Annotated in this window: 12 protein-coding genes; 3 read left to right on the forward strand and 9 right to left on the reverse strand. The window is 73.0% G+C overall.

The window, feature by feature from the left end:
* From ACH4S9_RS36820 to ACH4S9_RS36835, 4 genes are all read right to left on the reverse strand, one after another.
* Complete coding sequence (locus tag ACH4S9_RS36820; protein ID WP_398375978.1) at positions 1 to 633, reverse strand: RES family NAD+ phosphorylase; 633 nt, start codon at positions 631 to 633, stop codon at positions 1 to 3.
* Between the two features lie 26 nt (positions 634 to 659).
* Positions 660 to 1,346 carry a hypothetical protein gene (locus ACH4S9_RS36825; protein WP_361192505.1) on the reverse strand — a complete coding sequence of 229 codons (687 nt, stop codon included), beginning with the start codon at positions 1,344 to 1,346 and terminating at the stop codon, positions 660 to 662.
* Positions 1,343 to 4,870 carry a CHAT domain-containing protein gene (locus ACH4S9_RS36830; protein WP_398375980.1) on the reverse strand — a complete coding sequence of 1,176 codons (3,528 nt, stop codon included), beginning with the start codon at positions 4,868 to 4,870 and terminating at the stop codon, positions 1,343 to 1,345. Before ACH4S9_RS36830 ends, ACH4S9_RS36825 begins: the two co-directional genes overlap by 4 nt.
* Positions 4,871 to 4,981: 111 nt before the next feature.
* Positions 4,982 to 5,149: a hypothetical protein gene (locus ACH4S9_RS36835; protein WP_398375981.1), complete on the reverse strand. Its 168-nt coding sequence runs from the start codon at positions 5,147 to 5,149 to the stop codon at positions 4,982 to 4,984.
* 171 nt (positions 5,150 to 5,320) lie between these two features.
* Between ACH4S9_RS36835 and ACH4S9_RS36840 the strand changes: the two genes are divergently transcribed.
* Both ACH4S9_RS36840 and ACH4S9_RS36845 read left to right on the forward strand, forming a co-directional pair.
* Entirely contained in the window at positions 5,321 to 6,517 is a 1,197-nt protein-coding gene (locus tag ACH4S9_RS36840; RefSeq protein WP_398375983.1) for a sensor histidine kinase, read from the forward strand.
* Positions 6,505 to 7,149, forward strand: a complete 645-nt coding sequence (locus tag ACH4S9_RS36845) for a response regulator (protein WP_398375984.1) — start codon at positions 6,505 to 6,507, stop codon at positions 7,147 to 7,149. The genes ACH4S9_RS36840 and ACH4S9_RS36845 overlap by 13 nt, the downstream gene beginning before the upstream one ends.
* Before the next feature lie 38 nt (positions 7,150 to 7,187).
* Here the strand turns inward: ACH4S9_RS36845 and ACH4S9_RS36850 are convergent, their stop codons facing one another.
* From ACH4S9_RS36850 to ACH4S9_RS36870, 5 genes are all read right to left on the reverse strand, one after another.
* Positions 7,188 to 9,284, reverse strand: coding sequence for an FtsX-like permease family protein (locus tag ACH4S9_RS36850; protein ID WP_398375986.1), 2,097 nt, complete (start codon positions 9,282 to 9,284; stop codon positions 7,188 to 7,190).
* A gap of 66 nt (positions 9,285 to 9,350) precedes the next feature.
* Positions 9,351 to 9,764, reverse strand: a complete 414-nt coding sequence (locus ACH4S9_RS36855; protein ID WP_398375988.1) for a hypothetical protein — start codon at positions 9,762 to 9,764, stop codon at positions 9,351 to 9,353.
* Positions 9,761 to 10,555, reverse strand: a complete 795-nt coding sequence (locus tag ACH4S9_RS36860) for an ABC transporter ATP-binding protein (RefSeq protein ID WP_398375991.1) — start codon at positions 10,553 to 10,555, stop codon at positions 9,761 to 9,763. Before ACH4S9_RS36860 ends, ACH4S9_RS36855 begins: the two co-directional genes overlap by 4 nt.
* A 136-nt stretch (positions 10,556 to 10,691) precedes the next feature.
* Entirely contained in the window at positions 10,692 to 11,045 is a 354-nt protein-coding gene (locus ACH4S9_RS36865; protein WP_398375993.1) for a hypothetical protein, read from the reverse strand.
* Positions 11,042 to 15,388: a DUF6531 domain-containing protein gene (locus tag ACH4S9_RS36870; RefSeq protein WP_398375995.1), complete on the reverse strand. Its 4,347-nt coding sequence runs from the start codon at positions 15,386 to 15,388 to the stop codon at positions 11,042 to 11,044. The genes ACH4S9_RS36865 and ACH4S9_RS36870 overlap by 4 nt, the downstream gene beginning before the upstream one ends.
* A gap of 263 nt (positions 15,389 to 15,651) precedes the next feature.
* On the opposite strand from ACH4S9_RS36870, the gene ACH4S9_RS36875 reads away from it, so the two are divergent.
* Positions 15,652 to 16,545: a D-alanyl-D-alanine carboxypeptidase family protein gene (locus ACH4S9_RS36875; protein WP_398375998.1), complete on the forward strand. Its 894-nt coding sequence runs from the start codon at positions 15,652 to 15,654 to the stop codon at positions 16,543 to 16,545.
* The last annotated feature ends 55 nt before the right edge of the window (positions 16,546 to 16,600 follow it).

A 16,600-nucleotide genomic window follows, 5' to 3' on the forward strand; every position in this document is an offset into this window, starting at 1 on the left:
TCACATCCGCATGCCGGGCGGCACGATGACCGCCCGCAGCGGAACCAGGAGTTCGTTGGCCACGCGCATCCCCTCGAAGGTGCCCAGGTTGTGGGCGTGGCCCGGCACCGCCTTCAGCGGCTCCGCCCCGCAGCGGTCGCCGAACAGCACCAGGGCCTGCTCGGGACGGTTCCGCCGCGACTGCCACAGCAGCCCCTGGGCGCGCGGCACCTGCCGCCGTATCTCCCGTGCCCAGGCGCGGGTCTGCGCGTAGCCCGGCCCGTCGGTCTCCAGCAGCCACGAGGTCTGGAACACCGCGGCCAGATCTCTCTCCGAGAACAGCCGCACCAGGACCAGGTCCTCGGTCACCCGCAGCTTGGCCAGCGAGCGGATCGCGGCCTGCGCCCACGGCACCTGACGCATCCCCTCCGGACCGCTGAACTCCACGTCCCGCAGCAGCACTTCGGCCAGCGCGGTGGTCGGATCCAGGCCCGCGTACAGATACGGGTACGGGTCCTCCGAGGTGCCGTCGAAGCGGCTGCCGCCGAAGTGGGCGTGCGCGGCCACCGGGTTGAACTCCGTGCAGGGGAAGGTGGTCTGGTGACACCGCCACAGCTCGGTGCCCGCGTCCAGACCGACCAGGGTCGGACTCATGCGCGCGCCCTCGGGAGGCGCCTGCTCTACCATGCGCCGTCTCCCACCAACGCGGCGGCCGCCTCGGTCAGCAGCGCGTCCGGCACCCGCCCCACCAGGGCCGCGGGCGCGTCGCGCAGCCACGTGTTGCCGCCCAGCCACCAGTCCGCCGCCCCCCAGGGGTCCTGGTCGGACAGCAGCATTCTGTTGATCCGCTGCACGACCGGGCGGGGCTCGCCGGTATCCGGGTCGAACTGGAAGTCCGGGTAGCGATGGCCGAGTTCCGGGTGGGTCAGCCGGATCAGCCCGGCCCTGGCCGGGTCCTCGGCGGCGGCGCCCGTGAGCTGTTCCGGGCCGCGCGCGGGGGCGGTCAGCAACCGCTGTCTGACCCCCCGGGCGATCTCGGCGCTCACGGGGTCCAGCGTCGGCCAGTCCACCGACTCCAGGAGCCGGATCACCTCATCCAGCCGGTCCGCGTCCGGCAGGACCGCCGCGCGGGCGGCACCCGCCGAGCGGAACTGGTCCAGCCGCCTGCGCAGCTCGTTCTCGCGCGGCAGGGCCAGCAGACACAGCCGCACCTCGCGCAGCGCGAAGCGCATGGCCCGCGTGTCGTCCCCGACCTCCCGGAGCCGTCGCACGCTGTCCTGGAAGCGGGCGTACTCCGCGGCGGTGAGGGACGCTTGGATCTCCGGCAGATGCCGACGCAGCAGTTCCAGGAGATCGTTGGTGGTCACGACCGTCCTCCTTCCACGGTGGCGTGCGGCGCGGGGTTGCCCTGGTGGATGAACCCGGCCCAGGACACGACCCGGGCCAGCCCCCTCACATTGCCCTCCGTCTCCGCCAGCAACTCATCCGTCAGCCCCGGCACGGGGCGCCGGTCCGGGTCGAGCATCCACAGCTGCGCGGCCCGCAACGCGTCCGGCGGCGCCAGCCCCGTCACGGTCAGATGGTGATGGAACACCACCATCAGCGCCGCCGACGCACTGTCCGACACCTTCCACCGCGAACCCACCACATCCGTCGCGCCCCGCGCCAGCAGCGCCGTGGTCGGGGTCAGCGCCTCGTCGTGATCACGGCTGCTGAGGTCCGTCTCACAGGCGCTGAGCACGACCAGCGGCCCGGCAGCGGACCGGTTTTCAGCGGACACGACCGGTACGTCGAGGATGCGGGTGACCGTCAGCCGCCCCGAGTCCGCCTCCCCCTCGGCAAGATGCAACGCCGAGTCGGTAGGCCGCAGCCCCGCCAGGCCATGCACCACAAGATGCAGCAGCGAGGCGGCGGCCGGACCACCCGGCAGATGGGACAGCACATCCTCAGCCGTAGCCAAAGCCCCCTCGGGCGCGTCCTCATGCCAGCCATAGAGCAGAGCATCCGGATAGTAGGCGGCCCGCAGAGCCGCCACCTCGTCCTCCGCCCACATCAAGTCGCCACTGGGATCGGCCACCAGCACCGCACGCTCACCGGCCGCCGTCCGACCACGCCGCGCCGCCCGCAGAAACTCCCCACCGGACGCCGCATACGACACGACCACGCTCTCGCACACATACCTGCGCGAAGACGACGGCGACGCCGGAAGCCGGGCAGCATGCCAGGGCACCGCACCGAGGTTGCCGCACGGCACCAGGACGAGCCGAGCAGGGCGCAAGGCGGTCAGCACCGGATCGAGTACGGCCTCGCCCGCCCAGTCGCACAACGCCTCCAGCGCCGCCTCCCACCGCCGATGGGCCTCGGCGTACGCGTCCAAGTCGCCCTCAGGCACGGCCGAACGCCGCGCGCCCGCATCCAGATAACGCTCCAACGGCTCCCGCCCGAGCGCGCCGAGGCCCGGCAGCTCCAGCGTGGTCGGCCGGCCCGTACGCGGTACGAGCACGGCCACACCGCCAACCGGGCCCTGCCCGGGCACCAGGTAGACCAGCGCGTCGGCGCCGACGACCCGCAGCCCCTCCCGTAGCTCCGCGACCCCGGGGGCGCCGAGCAGTCCGCGCAGCCCCTCCGCCCCGCCGCCGGGCCGCCGCAGCGCGTCCAGGGCGCGGCGGCGCAGGGTGCTGGGGATGGCGAGGCCGGGGGCGGGCTCGGTCGGCATGATGCGCGCGAGCGCGGTCCGGACATCGTCCGGAGTGTCGGTGCCGACACCGCCGCCCGTCGGCGCGGCCTGAGGCGGGAGGTCCCGTACGGCGCTCCGCCACTGTTCGGCCAGCTCCGCCTCGCCCCGGGCGGCCAGCTGCTCCGGAACCCCCGCCGCCGCGGCGGCGGCGCGCAACACCAGCCCCCGACCGTTCTCCAGCGCCTCCACCGCCTCGCCGATCCGACCGTCCGCGGCGGCCCATCCGGCGGCGAGCAAGCCGCGGCTGGCCCCCGCGCGGGCCACTTCGAGACCGTGTTCGGCGCCGAGTTGCAGCAGGACGTCCTCGGCGAGCACCCGCAGCGACTCCTGTGCGGTGGTGACGGCGGCGGTGAGGTCGTCGCGCTCCCGGTCGCCGCGCAGGTGGTACGCCTCGGCCAAGTCCCACAACACCTTCTGGCGGGTGTCCGGGCTGGTGCGGTCGGTGAGGTCGCGGCGGGCCTGTTCCAGCTCGCCGATCGCCTCCTCCAGGACGGAACCATCACCGGTCGACGTGTGGACGGCCAGCAGCGCGTAGACGAGGGCCTGCCGGATACGGATGTGCCAGTCGGCCGTCGAAGCGGGGCCCTCCAGGGCCCGCCGGGCCCGGGCCACGGCTTCCCGGACCCGCGCGGTGTCGGGTTCGACCACGGAGAACAGGGTCAGTGCGGGGGCCCAGGCCGCGTCCATCATGGGCCGGGCGAAGGCCGGGACCTTCGGGTGCCGCGTCGCCTCCTCAAGGTAGGCGACGGCGGTGCGCAGGGCGGTGACCCCGCCGTCCAGCAGGGCCAGGCTCAGCTGGACCTGGCCGAGGAGGAAGAGCACCAGGAACCGCCATTCGCTGCGGTCGTCGGTCTCCTCCAGCAGGTCGAGCAGTTCGCCGAGCAGGTCCTCGAGCTTTTCGCTGTCCCGCTCAGCCAGGGCCTGGTTCGTACGCATATGCACATGCATGCACTGGTTGCAGATCCGTAGCCCCTCCGCGCCGGGCCCGGTGGCGTGTACCGAGTCGAACACCGAGGAGGCGGGGTCGAAGAGCTGGTCGAGGTGGGCGCGCGCCTGGTCGCGGTCCTTGAGGTTGCCGCCCAGTGCGGTGGCCGCGGCCAGCAGACCGGGCGAGATGAGGTCGGCCATCCAGCCCACCCGGCCGGATCCCCCGTCGCCCACCGCCCCGTTGATCAACTCCGCCGCCTCGGCCAGCCGGTCGGCGTCGCCCGTGCGTACGCCGTGGGCCATGTGGCTGAGCGCGGCCCGCATCGCGGTCTCCGCCTCTTCGCCGTCCGGGCCCTGGCTCACCGACTCGACCAGGGTGTCCAGGTCTTCCGGCCGGACGGTGCCGGGAACTTGGAGCTCCATCAGAAGAACGGCCTGGGCGAAGGTAAGGGCGGCCTCTTCGTCTGTGAAGTCCGTCGGTGGCTCGGCCCCACCGCCTTCGCCCGCTCCGTCCGTGGCGAATTCGGCAGCCATATCGCTCAGGTTCCGCAGCAGCACGGAGTAGCCGCCGGGCAGCCGCTGCGACATCTGGTTGGCCAGGTCGGCCACCTGCTCGAGGTCTCCGGCGCGCGCGACGGCTTGGGACCGCTCAAGGGTCTCGGCGATCCACGACATGGGCTCGGCGACCTTCTCGGGCAGCGTCGGCGCCAGTTCGGTCAGCAGTCCGACCAGCTCCGCGAGGTCGCCGGTGAGTTCCGGGTCGCCCGTCGATATCCGGCGGCCCACCTCGAAGGACTCCATGAGCTGGGACAGCGTGCCGTTCCACCCGGTCACCATGGCGGGCGTCAGCAGCAGCTGGATCTGGTCGAGGCCGGCGAAGGCCTTATCCCGTGGGCCGAGCGCCCCGGCGGCGCGGGCCGCGCGCAGCAGCCGCAGCCCTCGGGCCCGGTCCTCGTCCGTGGGGGCGCGCTGGTAGCGATCGGCGTACAGGCCGCCGAGCCTGGCCCGTACGGTGCACAGCAGCGGGTCGGCGTCCGGGACGGCGGCGGCCAGCTCCGCTTCGAGTGCGTCCAGTTCGGACCGTACGCCGTCGGCTCGCGCGGGGTCGGGTGGTGCGGAGGGAGGCGGTTCGCCGTCGGCGAGGCGGTTCGACGCGGTGCACGCGAGGGCCTCGGCCGCGGCCCGTTCGGCTCTGCCGCGTAACGCCGCGATGTCCTTCTCGTCCACGAGCCCGTCCCCCTTCGCCGCGCGAGGCTCCGTCCATCATCGGCCCATGAGCCCGGACGCAGGAGGGGTTTGATCGGCTCTGCCGGAAACCGACCGGAAGTCGGCCGCGAATCACCCGGCGTGCTTGTCGCGCAGCACGTACAGGCCCGCGGCCGAGCTGATCACCACGATGCCGGTGCCGATGCTGACCAGCATCTGGGTCACACCGCTGAGGGTGATGCTGGTGAAGACGTTGGCGACGAGGGCGATGGCCAGGACGGCCCAGAGCAGAGACTTCATCGTGGATTCCTTCGGTGAGCGGTTCCGGTGAGCTTGTGGGATCCACAATGCCGTTCCGGGCATGGGGTGTTGGAGGGAGTGCTCTCCCGAACTCATGGTGTAGCGCGCTACACCAACGGCCGGGGTGCCCGATCGCCCGCGCCCCCGCGACCGTTCACCTAGCCTGAGGCCATGCGCGAGACGGTGCACCAGGCGGGGCGGGCCACGGCCCAGTTGATGCGGGCGGCCGGGCTGGCCCTGGCCTCGTATCTCTACGTCGCGTTGCTGCTGTTCACCGCCGTCGCGACGGCCATCGTGGTCGGCGCGGGGGTGCTGCCGGAGACAGTGCTGCTGCTGCGCAGGATGGCCGGGTTCAAGCGGCGGCAGGTGGGGGCCTGGTCGGGGAAGCCGGTGCCCGAGGCGTATGCGCCGCTCACCGGCGAGCTGACCGAGCGGGTGCGCGCGGCGGTCCGGGACCCGTCCACCTACCGGGATCTGCGCTGGCTCTTCGCGCACTTCGGCTACGGCCTCATCGTGGCGTACGTCTCGCTGATCGTGTGGTCCGTGGGGCTGTTCGTCGACGGGGTGTGGTGCGGGCTGCTGAAGCGCCCGGCCGTGGTGCTGCCGCTGATCTCGCGCCTCGCCGACCTGGACGCCGCCTGGTCGAGCGCGCTGCTGACGCCGTCGCCCGAGGCCCAGCGCAGCGCCCGGCTCGCCGAGCGCGTCGAGGAGCTGACCGCCACCCGGGCGGGCGCCGTGGCCGCGCACGGCGCGGAGCTGCGGCGTATCGAGCGCGATCTGCACGACGGCGCCCAGGCGCGGCTGGTGTCGCTGTCGATGCGGGTCGGCCTGGCCAAGCGGGCGTACGACAAGGACCCCGACGCGGCGCGCCGGCTCCTCGACGACGCGCAGAACCAGGCCGAGGAGGCGCTGACCGAGCTGCGCCACGTCGTCCGCGGCATCCACCCGCCGATCCTCACCGACCGCGGTCTCGTCGGCGCGGTGCGCGCGCTCGCGGCCAGCAGCGGGCTCGACGTGGCCGTGGACGCGGCCGGGATCGAGGGCGAGGACGTGCCGCGCGCCCCCGCCGCAGTCGAGGCCGCCGCGTACTTCGTGATCGCGGAGGCGCTGACCAACGCCGCGAAGCACAGCGGGTCGCGGCGCGCCTGGGTGGAGCTGATCCGTACCCCCGGGCGGCTGCGGATCGTGGTGCGCGACGAGGGCCGGGGCGGCGCCGAGACCCCGGCCGCGACCCCCGGCGGGGGAATGGGCGGCAGCGGATTGCTCGGGATGCGCCGCCGGGTGGCGGCGCTTGACGGGACCATGGAAGTGTCCAGCCCCGTCGGGGGGCCGACCGTGATCGAAGTGGAGCTGCCGTGCGCGTGGTGATCGCCGAGGACAACGCCTTGCTGAGGGAGGGCCTGGTCCTGCTGCTGACCTCCGCCGGACACGAGGTGGTGGCCGTCGCGGGCAGCGGGCCCGAGGTGCTGCCCGCCCTCCTCGAACACCGCCCGGACGTGGCCGTCCTCGATGTCCGTATGCCCCCCGGCTTCCGCGACGAGGGCCTGCGCGCGGCGCTCGCGGCGCGCAAGGAGATCCCCGACCTGCCGGTGCTGGTGCTGTCGCAGTACGTCGAGGAGACCTACGCCGCGGAGCTGCTGGGCGGCGGCGCGAGCGGGGTCGGCTATCTGCTGAAGGACCGGGTCGGCCGGGTCGACGAGTTCCTGGACGCCCTGGAGCGGGTCGCGTCGGGCGGCACGGCGCTGGACCCGGAGGTGGTCACCGAGCTGCTGACCCGCCGCCGCGACGACCCCCTGGACACCCTGACCCCGCGCGAGCGCGAGGTGCTGCACCTGATGGCGGAGGGCCGCGACAACGCCACCATCGCGAAGAGGCTGGTGGTCTCCGACCGCGCGGTCAGCAAGCACATCGGCAACGTCTTCGCGAAGCTGAGCCTGCCGCCGAGCGACAGCGGGCACCGCCGGGTGCTGGCGGTGCTGGCCTATCTGAACAAGGGCTAGGCCGAACGCCCCGCCGCCGTCCTCCGCCCGGCCTCCCCTCAGCCCTCGGACGGGCTCGCCCCCGGGTAGCGGCCGCGCAGCGCGGCCCAGGACGGGGGGAGGGTGCCCGCGGCCGTGGTCACGGCGACGACACCGACGATCACGAGTGCCTGGGCCGGGGGCAGATAGGGGACCGTGCGGGCCATCGCCACGCTGAAGGCGAGGAGTGGCACCGAGGCCACGACCGCGCCCACGGCCAGGCCCGTCAGGGCCGTGGCGCCCGCTTCGAGCCGCAGCATCCGGCGCAGTTGGCGGCGGCCGGCTCCGGCGAGGCGCAGCAGGCGCAGTTCGGGGCGGCGGCCGATGGTGATGAGCGAGAGGGTGCTGAGGACGGCGATCGCCGTGAAGGCGCCGATCGCGGAGACCGCGGCCACGGTGACCACTTCGCCGAGCGCCTGGTCCGCCGCCTCGACCTGGATCGGCGCGGGGTCCCGCTCCACCCGGGTGCCGGGGACCGCCGCGGCCAGGGACTTCGCGAGCGCCGCGCGGTCGGCGCCGGGCGCGGCCGCGACGAGGACCCGGCCCTCGCGGGGCGTGGAGGTGTGGGCCAGCAGCTCGTCCCGGGAGAGGAGGAAGTCGCCGAGGGCGAGGGACCGTTCGTAGACCGCGACGACCCGCAGCTTCGCCTCCGTGCCGTCCCCGAAGCGGAGGGTGACCGTGGAGCCGGGCCGGGCGTCGAGGGAGCGGGCCCGGTCGGCGCCGACGGCGACGGTGCCGGGGCGCAGCGACCGCCAGGTGCCGTCGCGCAGGCCCGGGTCGAGGGTCCGGGGGAGCCGCTCGGGGGTGACGCCGAGCACCGGGAGCCGCTCGAGCCGGGGGTCGCCGGCCTCGCGGTGGGCCAGCACCACCGTGCCGGGTACGACGTCGGTCGCCGCCCGCACCCCGGGCACCTGGCGGATCCGCTGTACGGCGCCGTCCGGCAGCCCGCCGTCCGCGCGTACCGCGAGGTCGGCCCGCATGGCGTCGCGGGCCTGGCCCTGGCCGGCGTGGGTGAGTGTCGCACCGCCGGAGAGCTGTACCGCGGCGAAGGCGGTGACCAGGATGATCGGGGTGAGGGCGGCGCCGAGGCGGGTGGCGGAGGCCGCGCAGTTGGCGGCGGCGAGGTGACCGCCGGGCCCGCCGAAGCGGCGCAGCGGGGCGCCGAGGATGCGCATCGCGCCCCGGGCGATCCACGGTCCGAGCAGCGCGCAGCCGATGACCATGACCACCGCGGCCGACCCGGCCGCCATGGCCGCGGTCTGGCCGGACTGAAGGACGGCCGTACCCGCCGAGCTCACCCCCAGGAACAGCAGCACCAGCCCGGTGACCCGGCGCGGCGTGCCGGGGGCCGCCTCGCGCAGCGCCTCCGCGGGGCGGAGCCTGGCGGCCCGGGCGCAGGCGATCCAGGCCGCGACGCGCGCGATCAGGATGGTCAGCCCCGCGGTGACCAGGGGCGCGGGCCACAGCCACAGCGGGAGGGGGAGTTCGAGGCCGTCGGGCAGCGCGCCGCGCGCGTCCAGCAGCAGGCGCAGCGCCTCGTACGCGGGGAGCGCCGCCAGGGCGCCCAGCAGCGCCGCGCGGACCGCGACCCGCCCCACTTCCCGCCCGACCGCGCCGCGCAGCTGCCGCGGCGTGGCGCCGACCGCGCGCAGCAGGCCCAGCTCGTGGGAGCGCTGCCGCAGCGCCTGTACGACCGTGGAGGACACGACGAGCAGCGCGACGAGGACGACGATGACGGTCACGGACGCGAGCATCTCCAGCATGCCCTGGCGGGCCGGGGCGACGTCCAGGAACTCGGGGTTGCCGCGCCCGTTCCCCGCCAGGACCCGGACCTTGGCCGAGTCGCCGTCCGCGCGCCGCCCCACGCTGTGGATCTCCGCCGCGTCCAGCGCGTGCCGCACCCGGCCGTACAACGCGTCGGTGCCCACGCCCGGTTCGGCGATCACCCCGATGGCGTCCAGGGTGTCCGGGTGGCCTGCCAGGCGCCGGGCCTCGGCCGCCTCGAAGTAGACCGCGGCGCCAGGGCCGTCGGCCAGGCCCACGACGGTGTACGCCGCGTCGGCGCCGGCCACGCGCAGCGTGACCCGCTCGCCGAGGCGGGCCCCGCCGCCCGTCACGACCTCGCCGGCGCGGCGCGGAGCGCGCCCGTCCCGCAGCTCGTACGGCGCGAGGCGGGCCGCGTCTCAGGGGCGGCCGGTGAGGGCCTGCCCCGCGCGCCCGGCCTGGAACACGTCGTCGGCGACGGCCGCCCGTACGCCGGGCACCTTCCGCACCACGCCCAGCGCGCCCTCCGGCACCCGCACCCGCTCGGTGAGCCCGGCCCGCGCGGTCTGGGGGTCGCTGCCCCACGGCTTGGTGGTGAAGCGGGTCTCCTGGTCGCCCGTGACGACGAGGTCGGCCGCCGCGTACCGCTCCACGCGGGCGTGGCCGAGCCCGGCCGAGGCGAGGGCGAGCCCGAAGGAGCCGAGCAGCAGGGAGGTGAGGGCCAGCGCGGCGAAGACGGCGGCCCACGCCTTGCGGTGCGTACGGGCGGCGCGGGAGGCCAGCAGCTTGGTCACCCGCGCCCCTCCCGGAGAGGCCCCGGCTGACACGCTCATGCTCCCAGCCCTTCATATGCCGCGTCCCGTCCGAGGTCTCGCATCATGCGGCTCACCTCGTCGGCGCCCGGCCGCTCCAGCCGCTCCACGACCCGCCCCCGCGCCAGGAAGAGGGCCTCGTCCGCCCAGGCGGCCGCGGCCGGGTCGTGGGTGACCATCACCACGGTGTGGCCGTCGCGGTCGACGGCCTGCCGCAGCAGCGCGAGCACGCCCTGCGCGGTGGCCGGGTCGAGCGCGCCGGTGGGCTCGTCGGCGAAGACGATGTCGGGCTCGGTGACCAGCGCGCGGGCGATCGCCACGCGCTGGCGCTGCCCGCCGGACAGCTCCGTCGGCCGGTCCTCGCCCCGCTCCCCGAGCCCCACCGCCGCCAGCGCCCGCACGGCCCGCCCGTCGGGCTGCTCGCCGCCGAGCAGCAGCGGCAGGGCGACGTTCTCCGCGACGCTGAGCGACGGCACGAGGTTGTGGGCCTGGAACACGAACCCGATCCGCTCCCGCCGCAGCCGCGTCAGCGCGGTCTCCTTGAGCGAGGCCAGCTCGGTGCCCCCGATGCGCACCGTGCCCGCCGTCGGCCGGTCGAGCCCGGCGGCGCACTGGAGCAGGGTCGACTTCCCGGATCCGGACGGCCCCATCACGGCGAGAAACCGGCCGCGGGGCACCGTGAGATCGACGGGGTGCAGCGCGACCACGCCCCGCCGGTACTCCCTGCTCACCCCCCGCAGCGTGAGCGCGTCGGCCACCGGCCCCGCCCCCGCCGCGTCCAACGTCCCCGAACCGCCCCGCTGCCTGCGCATGCGTACGTCCTCCCCCTTGCTCGGATGCCTCGTCTCGTCCACTCACGAGGCTAGGAACGGGCGGGGGCGCGGGGCAGAGAGCACGGTCCCGTTCCGGGGGTGTAGCGGGCTACACCACGTGCGGTATCACCAGGACTCAGGGGCGCCCGCTGCTCGGCTCGTTGCCCCCGGCGTCACGTACCGCGCGCAGGGCGCTTTCGATCGCGTTCCGAAGGTGGGATCGCGCGTCTCCCGCGTCGGCCTTGCGCAGCAAGGCCGACAGGAAGTCCGGGTCCGGGTATCCGCCTTCCCCGGGGTCCTTCGTGGCCCACAGCTGCGACCAAATGGCGATCATCATCTCGTTGCAGGCCTGAGCCTCTCGCAATTCACGTTCGCCGTCTCCGGTGAGGACATCGCGCGCGGAGATCCCCAGCCGATGCCCCAGGGCCACCAGGAACATTTCCCTGGACCCCGAATTCAGCGTCGCCAGAACCTGATCCCGAACACTCATTGATCCATATCCCAGAAATCTTGATCCGACATCGGCTGCTTTCCACCATAGGACTCGCGCGGCAGCGAATCGACGTCGTATCCACGCGACCGCAGAACCGAGACCCTCGTGTTTCCATTCATGATCGTCCCATCCGGCTTGACGATCAGCGGTTCATGCGCGCCGGGCCTCAGGGACCAGACGATGTCCTCGGTGTCCTGCTTGCGCCAGAACTCCAGGGAGCTCTTGTCGAGCGAGCTGTCCGGATGCAGCGAGGTCAACGGGGGTGGTTTCTCTCCGCACCCTTCCAGGCCGAGCGGGTCCTGCCAGGTGTGGGGGTTGCGCACATAGGCCTGGGGGCTCGGTGCGGGGGCCAGGCCGAGGGGGTCGGGGGTGAGGTAGCGGGCGGTCTCGGGGTCGTAGTAGCGGTGGAAGTTGTAGTGGAGGCCGGTTTCCGGGTCGGCGTACTGGCCGGGGAAGCGGAGGGGGCAGTCCGTCGCATCGGGTGGGGTGGGGAGGGGGGTGCCCCAGAGGGTGGTGCGGTGTTGCCAGGCCAGGTGGCCGTCGGGGGTGATGAGTTCGGTGGGGGTGCCGGTCGGGTCGGTGACCACGGCGTGGAAGCGGGTGGAGCCCGGCTCGCGGTCGGTCTGGGTCAGCGGGCGGTGGGTGCCCGGGGTGTGGTCCCAGGTGGTGGTCGCGCCGTCGTGGGTGGCCTGTTCGGCGAGGCGGGTGCCGTCCCAGGTGAAGGTGAGGGAGGTTCCGTCCGGGCCGGTTTTGGAGATGCGGCGGCCGAGCGGGTCGTAGGTGTACGTCCACTCCTCGCCGCCTGGGGTGGTGGCGTGGGTGAGGCGGTCCTCGGCGTTCCAGGTGTAGGTCCAGGTGCGGGTCCGGCCGTTGAGGAGTTTGCGGGTCTTGCGGGTCAGGCGGCCTGCCGCGTCGTGTTCGTAGGTGGTGCGGCCCGCCCGGCTGATGAGAGTGCCCCGGTAGGCGCGGTCTCCGGTGGTGGGGTGGTCGGGGGCGGTGGCGTGGGTCTGGTTGCCTGCCGCGTCGTAGGCGTACTTCTCGCTCCAGCCGTGCGCCTGGACGCCCGTCGCCCGCCCCATGCGGTCCAGCGTGAAATCTCGGGTGCCGGTGGTGAGTTCGCGGATCTCGGTGACGTAGCCGTCGGGGCGGTAGGTGTAGGTGCGGTGCTGGAGCAACTGGTCCTGGGACACGGTGGTCAGGCTCTGGGTCGCCAGACGGCCGGCGCCGTCCCAGCCCTGGGCCAGGGTGACATCCCCCGTGGCGCGCCGTGTCTCGCGGCCCGCCGCGTCGTGGGTGAAGGCGAGGGTGTGGCCGGCCGTGGTGAGGGTGGCGGGCCGGCCCGTCGCCTCGTGGGTCCAGGCGGAGGTCAGGCCCGATGGTGTCGTGCGGTGGGTCCGGTTGCCCGCCGCGTCGTAGGCGTACGTGGTCGTGAGGCCGTTCAGCGCTTCCGAAACGACGCGGCCCATCGGGTCGCGTTCCCAGGTCAGCTCCGCGTCCGCGTTCGCCGCGTGGCGGAGGGCGCCGCTGGGGTCGTACGCGTACCTGGTGACCTCGTCCGTGGTCTCGTCTCGCTGGGCGATCACACGGCCTGTCGCGTCGAGGGTGTAGCGCAGTGTTTCGCCCAGTGCGTTGGTCCGGGCGGTGAGGCGGCCTGCCGCGTCGCGTTCGTAGGTGCGGGTGGCGCCGTTGAAGTCGGTTTCGGCGACGAGGCGGCCGGCGGGGTCGTACGCGTAACGCCACTGCTCGCCGAGGGGGTTGGTGACCTGGGTGAGGCGGAGTTCGGTGTCGTGGGTGAAGGTGTAGGTGGCGCCGTCGGGGTCGGTGCGGGTGGCGGGCAGGTCGAAGTGGGTGTGGGTGTGGGTGGTGGTGTGCCCGGCTTCGTCGGTGTGGTGGGCGAGGTTGCCCTCGGTGTCCCACTGCCACACCTCGCGGGCGCCGTCCGGCCCCTCGCGCCAGGCGGGTTTGCCTTCGATGGTCCAGCCGTGGCGGGTGGTGTGGCCGAGGGGGTCGGTGACCGCGGTGATCCGGCCGTGCGGGCCCCGGCGGATGCGGGTGGTGTGACCCAGGGGGTCGGTGACGGCGACCGGGAGGCCCGCCGCGTCGGTGGTGACCTGGGTGGTGTGGCCCAGCGGGTCGGTGACCGACGACAGGTGGCCGGAGTCGTCGTAGGCGTAGTGCGTGGTGGCGCCACTCGGGTCGGTCGTGGAGGTGCGCGCACCCCGGTGGTCGTAAGTGTGGCGCCACACGGCGCCGCCCGGCTCACGGACCTCCACCGGAAGGCCCCAGTCGTCGTAGACGGCCTCCGTCACGGTGCCATCAGGCTGTTCGACGGCTGCGAGGCGGCCCTCGTCGTAGCGGTAGCGGGTGGTGTGGCCCAGGGGGTCGGTGACGGCGATGGGGTGGCGGTTGTCCTCGTCCCACTCGGTGCGGGTGGTGTTCCCCAGCGGGTCGGTCTGGGCGATGACCTTGTAGGCCTCGTTGCAGACGTAGGTGGTGGTGTTCCCCTGCGAGTCGGTGTAGCGGGTGGTACGGGCCTCGGTGTCGTAGTGGAGGCGGCCGGAGAGGATGCCGTCCGGGCCGATGCCGCGCAGCACCCGGCCCCGGTGGTCGTAGACGTAGCCGTACGTCGTGCCGTTGCGGTCCGTCCACGACGTGACGCGGCGCCGGTCGTCGTACCGGTACCGCAGCGGCAGGCCCGTGGAGTTGACCACCTCGGCGAGATTTCCGGCTTTGTCGTAGCCGAAGGAGATCAGCGTGGTGCTGCGCTCGTGCTCGTCGCCGTGCAGCAGCCGCAGCGCGGTGATCCGCAGCAGCGTCGGGTCGGTGTCGACCGCGATCCGGTAGCCACCGGAGTGGACGATCTCGGTCGGCGCGCCCTGCTCGTCGTAGGCGATGTCGATGCGGTCGCCGCCGCCGGTGCGGTCCGTGATCGCGGTCAGGATCAGCTCGCGGCCGCCTGCCGGAAGGGGCGCGAAGTGGACGGTGCGGTTGTGCTCCGGGGCGGTGATGGTGAAGGTGCTGTCGGGCTTGCCGTCCCAGCGCAGCGGCCAGCGCGGCCCTGACGTGGGCAGCGTCGGGACGTCGAGCTGCGGGATCGGGTAGGTGAGGAGCATGCCGTCGTCGGTGACGTAGATGACACCGGCGTCGTCGATCTCCAGACGCTGGTCGAGCGTGCCCGCCCAGGTGCGGCCGAACCAGCCCCCACACGGGTGCCCTGAGACGTAATGCCGCTCCAGAACCAGAGGCAGTGCGCCGGGCAGGCTGACGTCGGTGGCGGACATCACCATCTCGCCGGTCGCCACATCGATCGGCTCGCCGGTGGTGCACTTGTCCCCGCCGGGGGTGCAGTTCCGCTTGGGATCGCTGTCGGTGCGCCTGCGGGCGCTGCCGTCGCGGCGCAGCCCGCGCTCCCGGTTGAGGAGGCGTTGCGCGGCGTTCTTGGCGGTGGAGCTGGCGCGGCGGGCGGTGCCGGCTCCACCGGTGGCCAGGGCGAGGAGGAGTTCGGGGGTGAGCTGGCCGGCGGCGCGGGCCGGGTTGCGCTGCCACTCGTCCCAGTTCGTGACAGCCTTCGCGAACTCCTTGGGGTGTTCGGCGGCATAAGCGATGCCGTCCTGAATGCCCGCCAGGTGGAGGCCGAGGCCCTCGGGCCCGTCGTTGACGAGGTCGTCGAACCCCTCGTACCACCCGTACACGGTGTCGCCCGCGCCGCCGGCGAAGTCCCCGAGCCCCTTCTTGAACTTGTCCCAGCCCTTCGGCGCCGGGGGCTTGTCCGGGGCCTTCTCCGCCGCCTTGGCCAGTTTCTTCTTCGCCGCGTCGATGACCGGCTGAAGCTCGCCCTCCAGCTTGTCCAGCCGCCGGTAACACCCCTCCAGCGCGGCGATCCCCGGATCGTCCTCCGGCGGGCGCTGGGGCAGCGGATCGTCCTTGCGGTTCTCGGCGTCGATGTAGTCGTTGACGTCCTTCCAGTACTGCTTGGACGCCGCCCGCGCCGCGTCCGCGTCCCGGATGATCGGCTCGACCCGCTTCTGCACCGAGCGCAGCTTGTCCGCGTACGAGTCCAGGGCGTTCGCGGCGGCGTGGAAATAGGTCTGCGCGGACTCCAGCTCCCGGGGAAGCTTCTCCGTCGCCTTCTCGAACCCCTCCGACCCGGCCCCGGTCCAGTCCATCAACATCAGGACATCCAGCTGGCCCTGCCCGTCCTTGAACGCGCCCGCATAAGCCCGCAGCTTGACGACCAGGTCATCGACATCCGACGGATTGCCGTAGATCACCTCGGAGGGCTTCGCGCCCGGCGGTATCCGTTCGGCGGCACCGCCCTCCGTCGAATCACCCCGGGTCACGCGATCGTCCCCCCTCGAGCCACCGTCACGCCCTCAGCCCGTGCTCACCGCGGCACGGAATCCTTGATCACGCCATCGTCGGAATGATGGCACAGGCGCCCCGCACCCCCCTGTCAGGCACCAGGACACGTGCGGTGCCCCCATCCGAACGAATGGGTTAATGTCACGGGGGGGCACATCCATTGGCCCGTCTCATGCGTCTCCTCTTGAGCAAGCGGCACTCTCATCTTCGCCACCTCGCAGGGGCATTTGGAGTATCAATCTTGAAAACCGGCATCAAGGGTATTCGTCGCGTTTCCGCCGTGGCCGTCATCGCCGCGGGAGCCGTCCTCTCCGCCGGGGCGCTCGCCCCCGTGCAGGCCGCCACGGTCGCGACCCCCACGATCACCGCCAAGGGCGGCTTCGTGATGAACAACGGCACGGGGAAGTCCCTCTACACCAAGGCAGCGGACACCCGCCTCTCCACCGGCTCCACCACCAAGATCATGACGGCCCGGGTGGTACTCGCCCAGCCGAACCTCAACCTGGACGCGAAGGTCACGGTCCAGAAGGCGTACAGCGACTACATCGTCGACAACAACTGGGCCTCCTCGGCCCGGCTGATCGTCGGCGACAAGGTCACCGTCCGCCAGCTGCTGTACGGCCTGATGCTCCCGTCCGGCTGTGACGCGGCGTACGCGCTGGCCGACAAGTTCGGCACCGGGTCCACGCGGGCCGCGCGGGTGAAGTCGTTCATCGGCAAGATGAACACGACCGCCAAGAACCTGGGCCTGACCAACACGCACTTCGACTCGTTCGACGGCATAGGGCACGGCGCGAACTACTCCACGCCGCGCGACCTCACCAAGCTCGCCAGCAGCGCGATGAAGTACTCCACGTTCCGTACGGTCGTGAAGACGAAGACGACGAAGCAGAAGGTCACCACGAAGAGCGGTGGCTACCGCTACATGGAGTGGACCAACACCAACCCGCTCCTCGGCACCTACTCGGGCGCCATCGGCGTCAAGACCGGCTCGGGCCCGGAGGCCAAGTACTGCCTGGTCTTCGCCGCCACCCGCAACAGCAAGACGGTCATCGGCACCGTCCTCGCCTCCTCCTCGGTGGACAACCGCACGGCGGACGCGAAGAAGCTGCTGAACTACGGCTTCGCGAAGTAACCCCCCGCACACCGCTCGGGCCCGCCCGCGACCGACGACCGGTCGCGGGCGGGCC

The sequence above is a fragment of the Streptomyces sp. NPDC021225 genome (genome assembly GCF_044332865.1).
Lineage (GTDB): Bacteria > Actinomycetota > Actinomycetes > Streptomycetales > Streptomycetaceae > Streptomyces.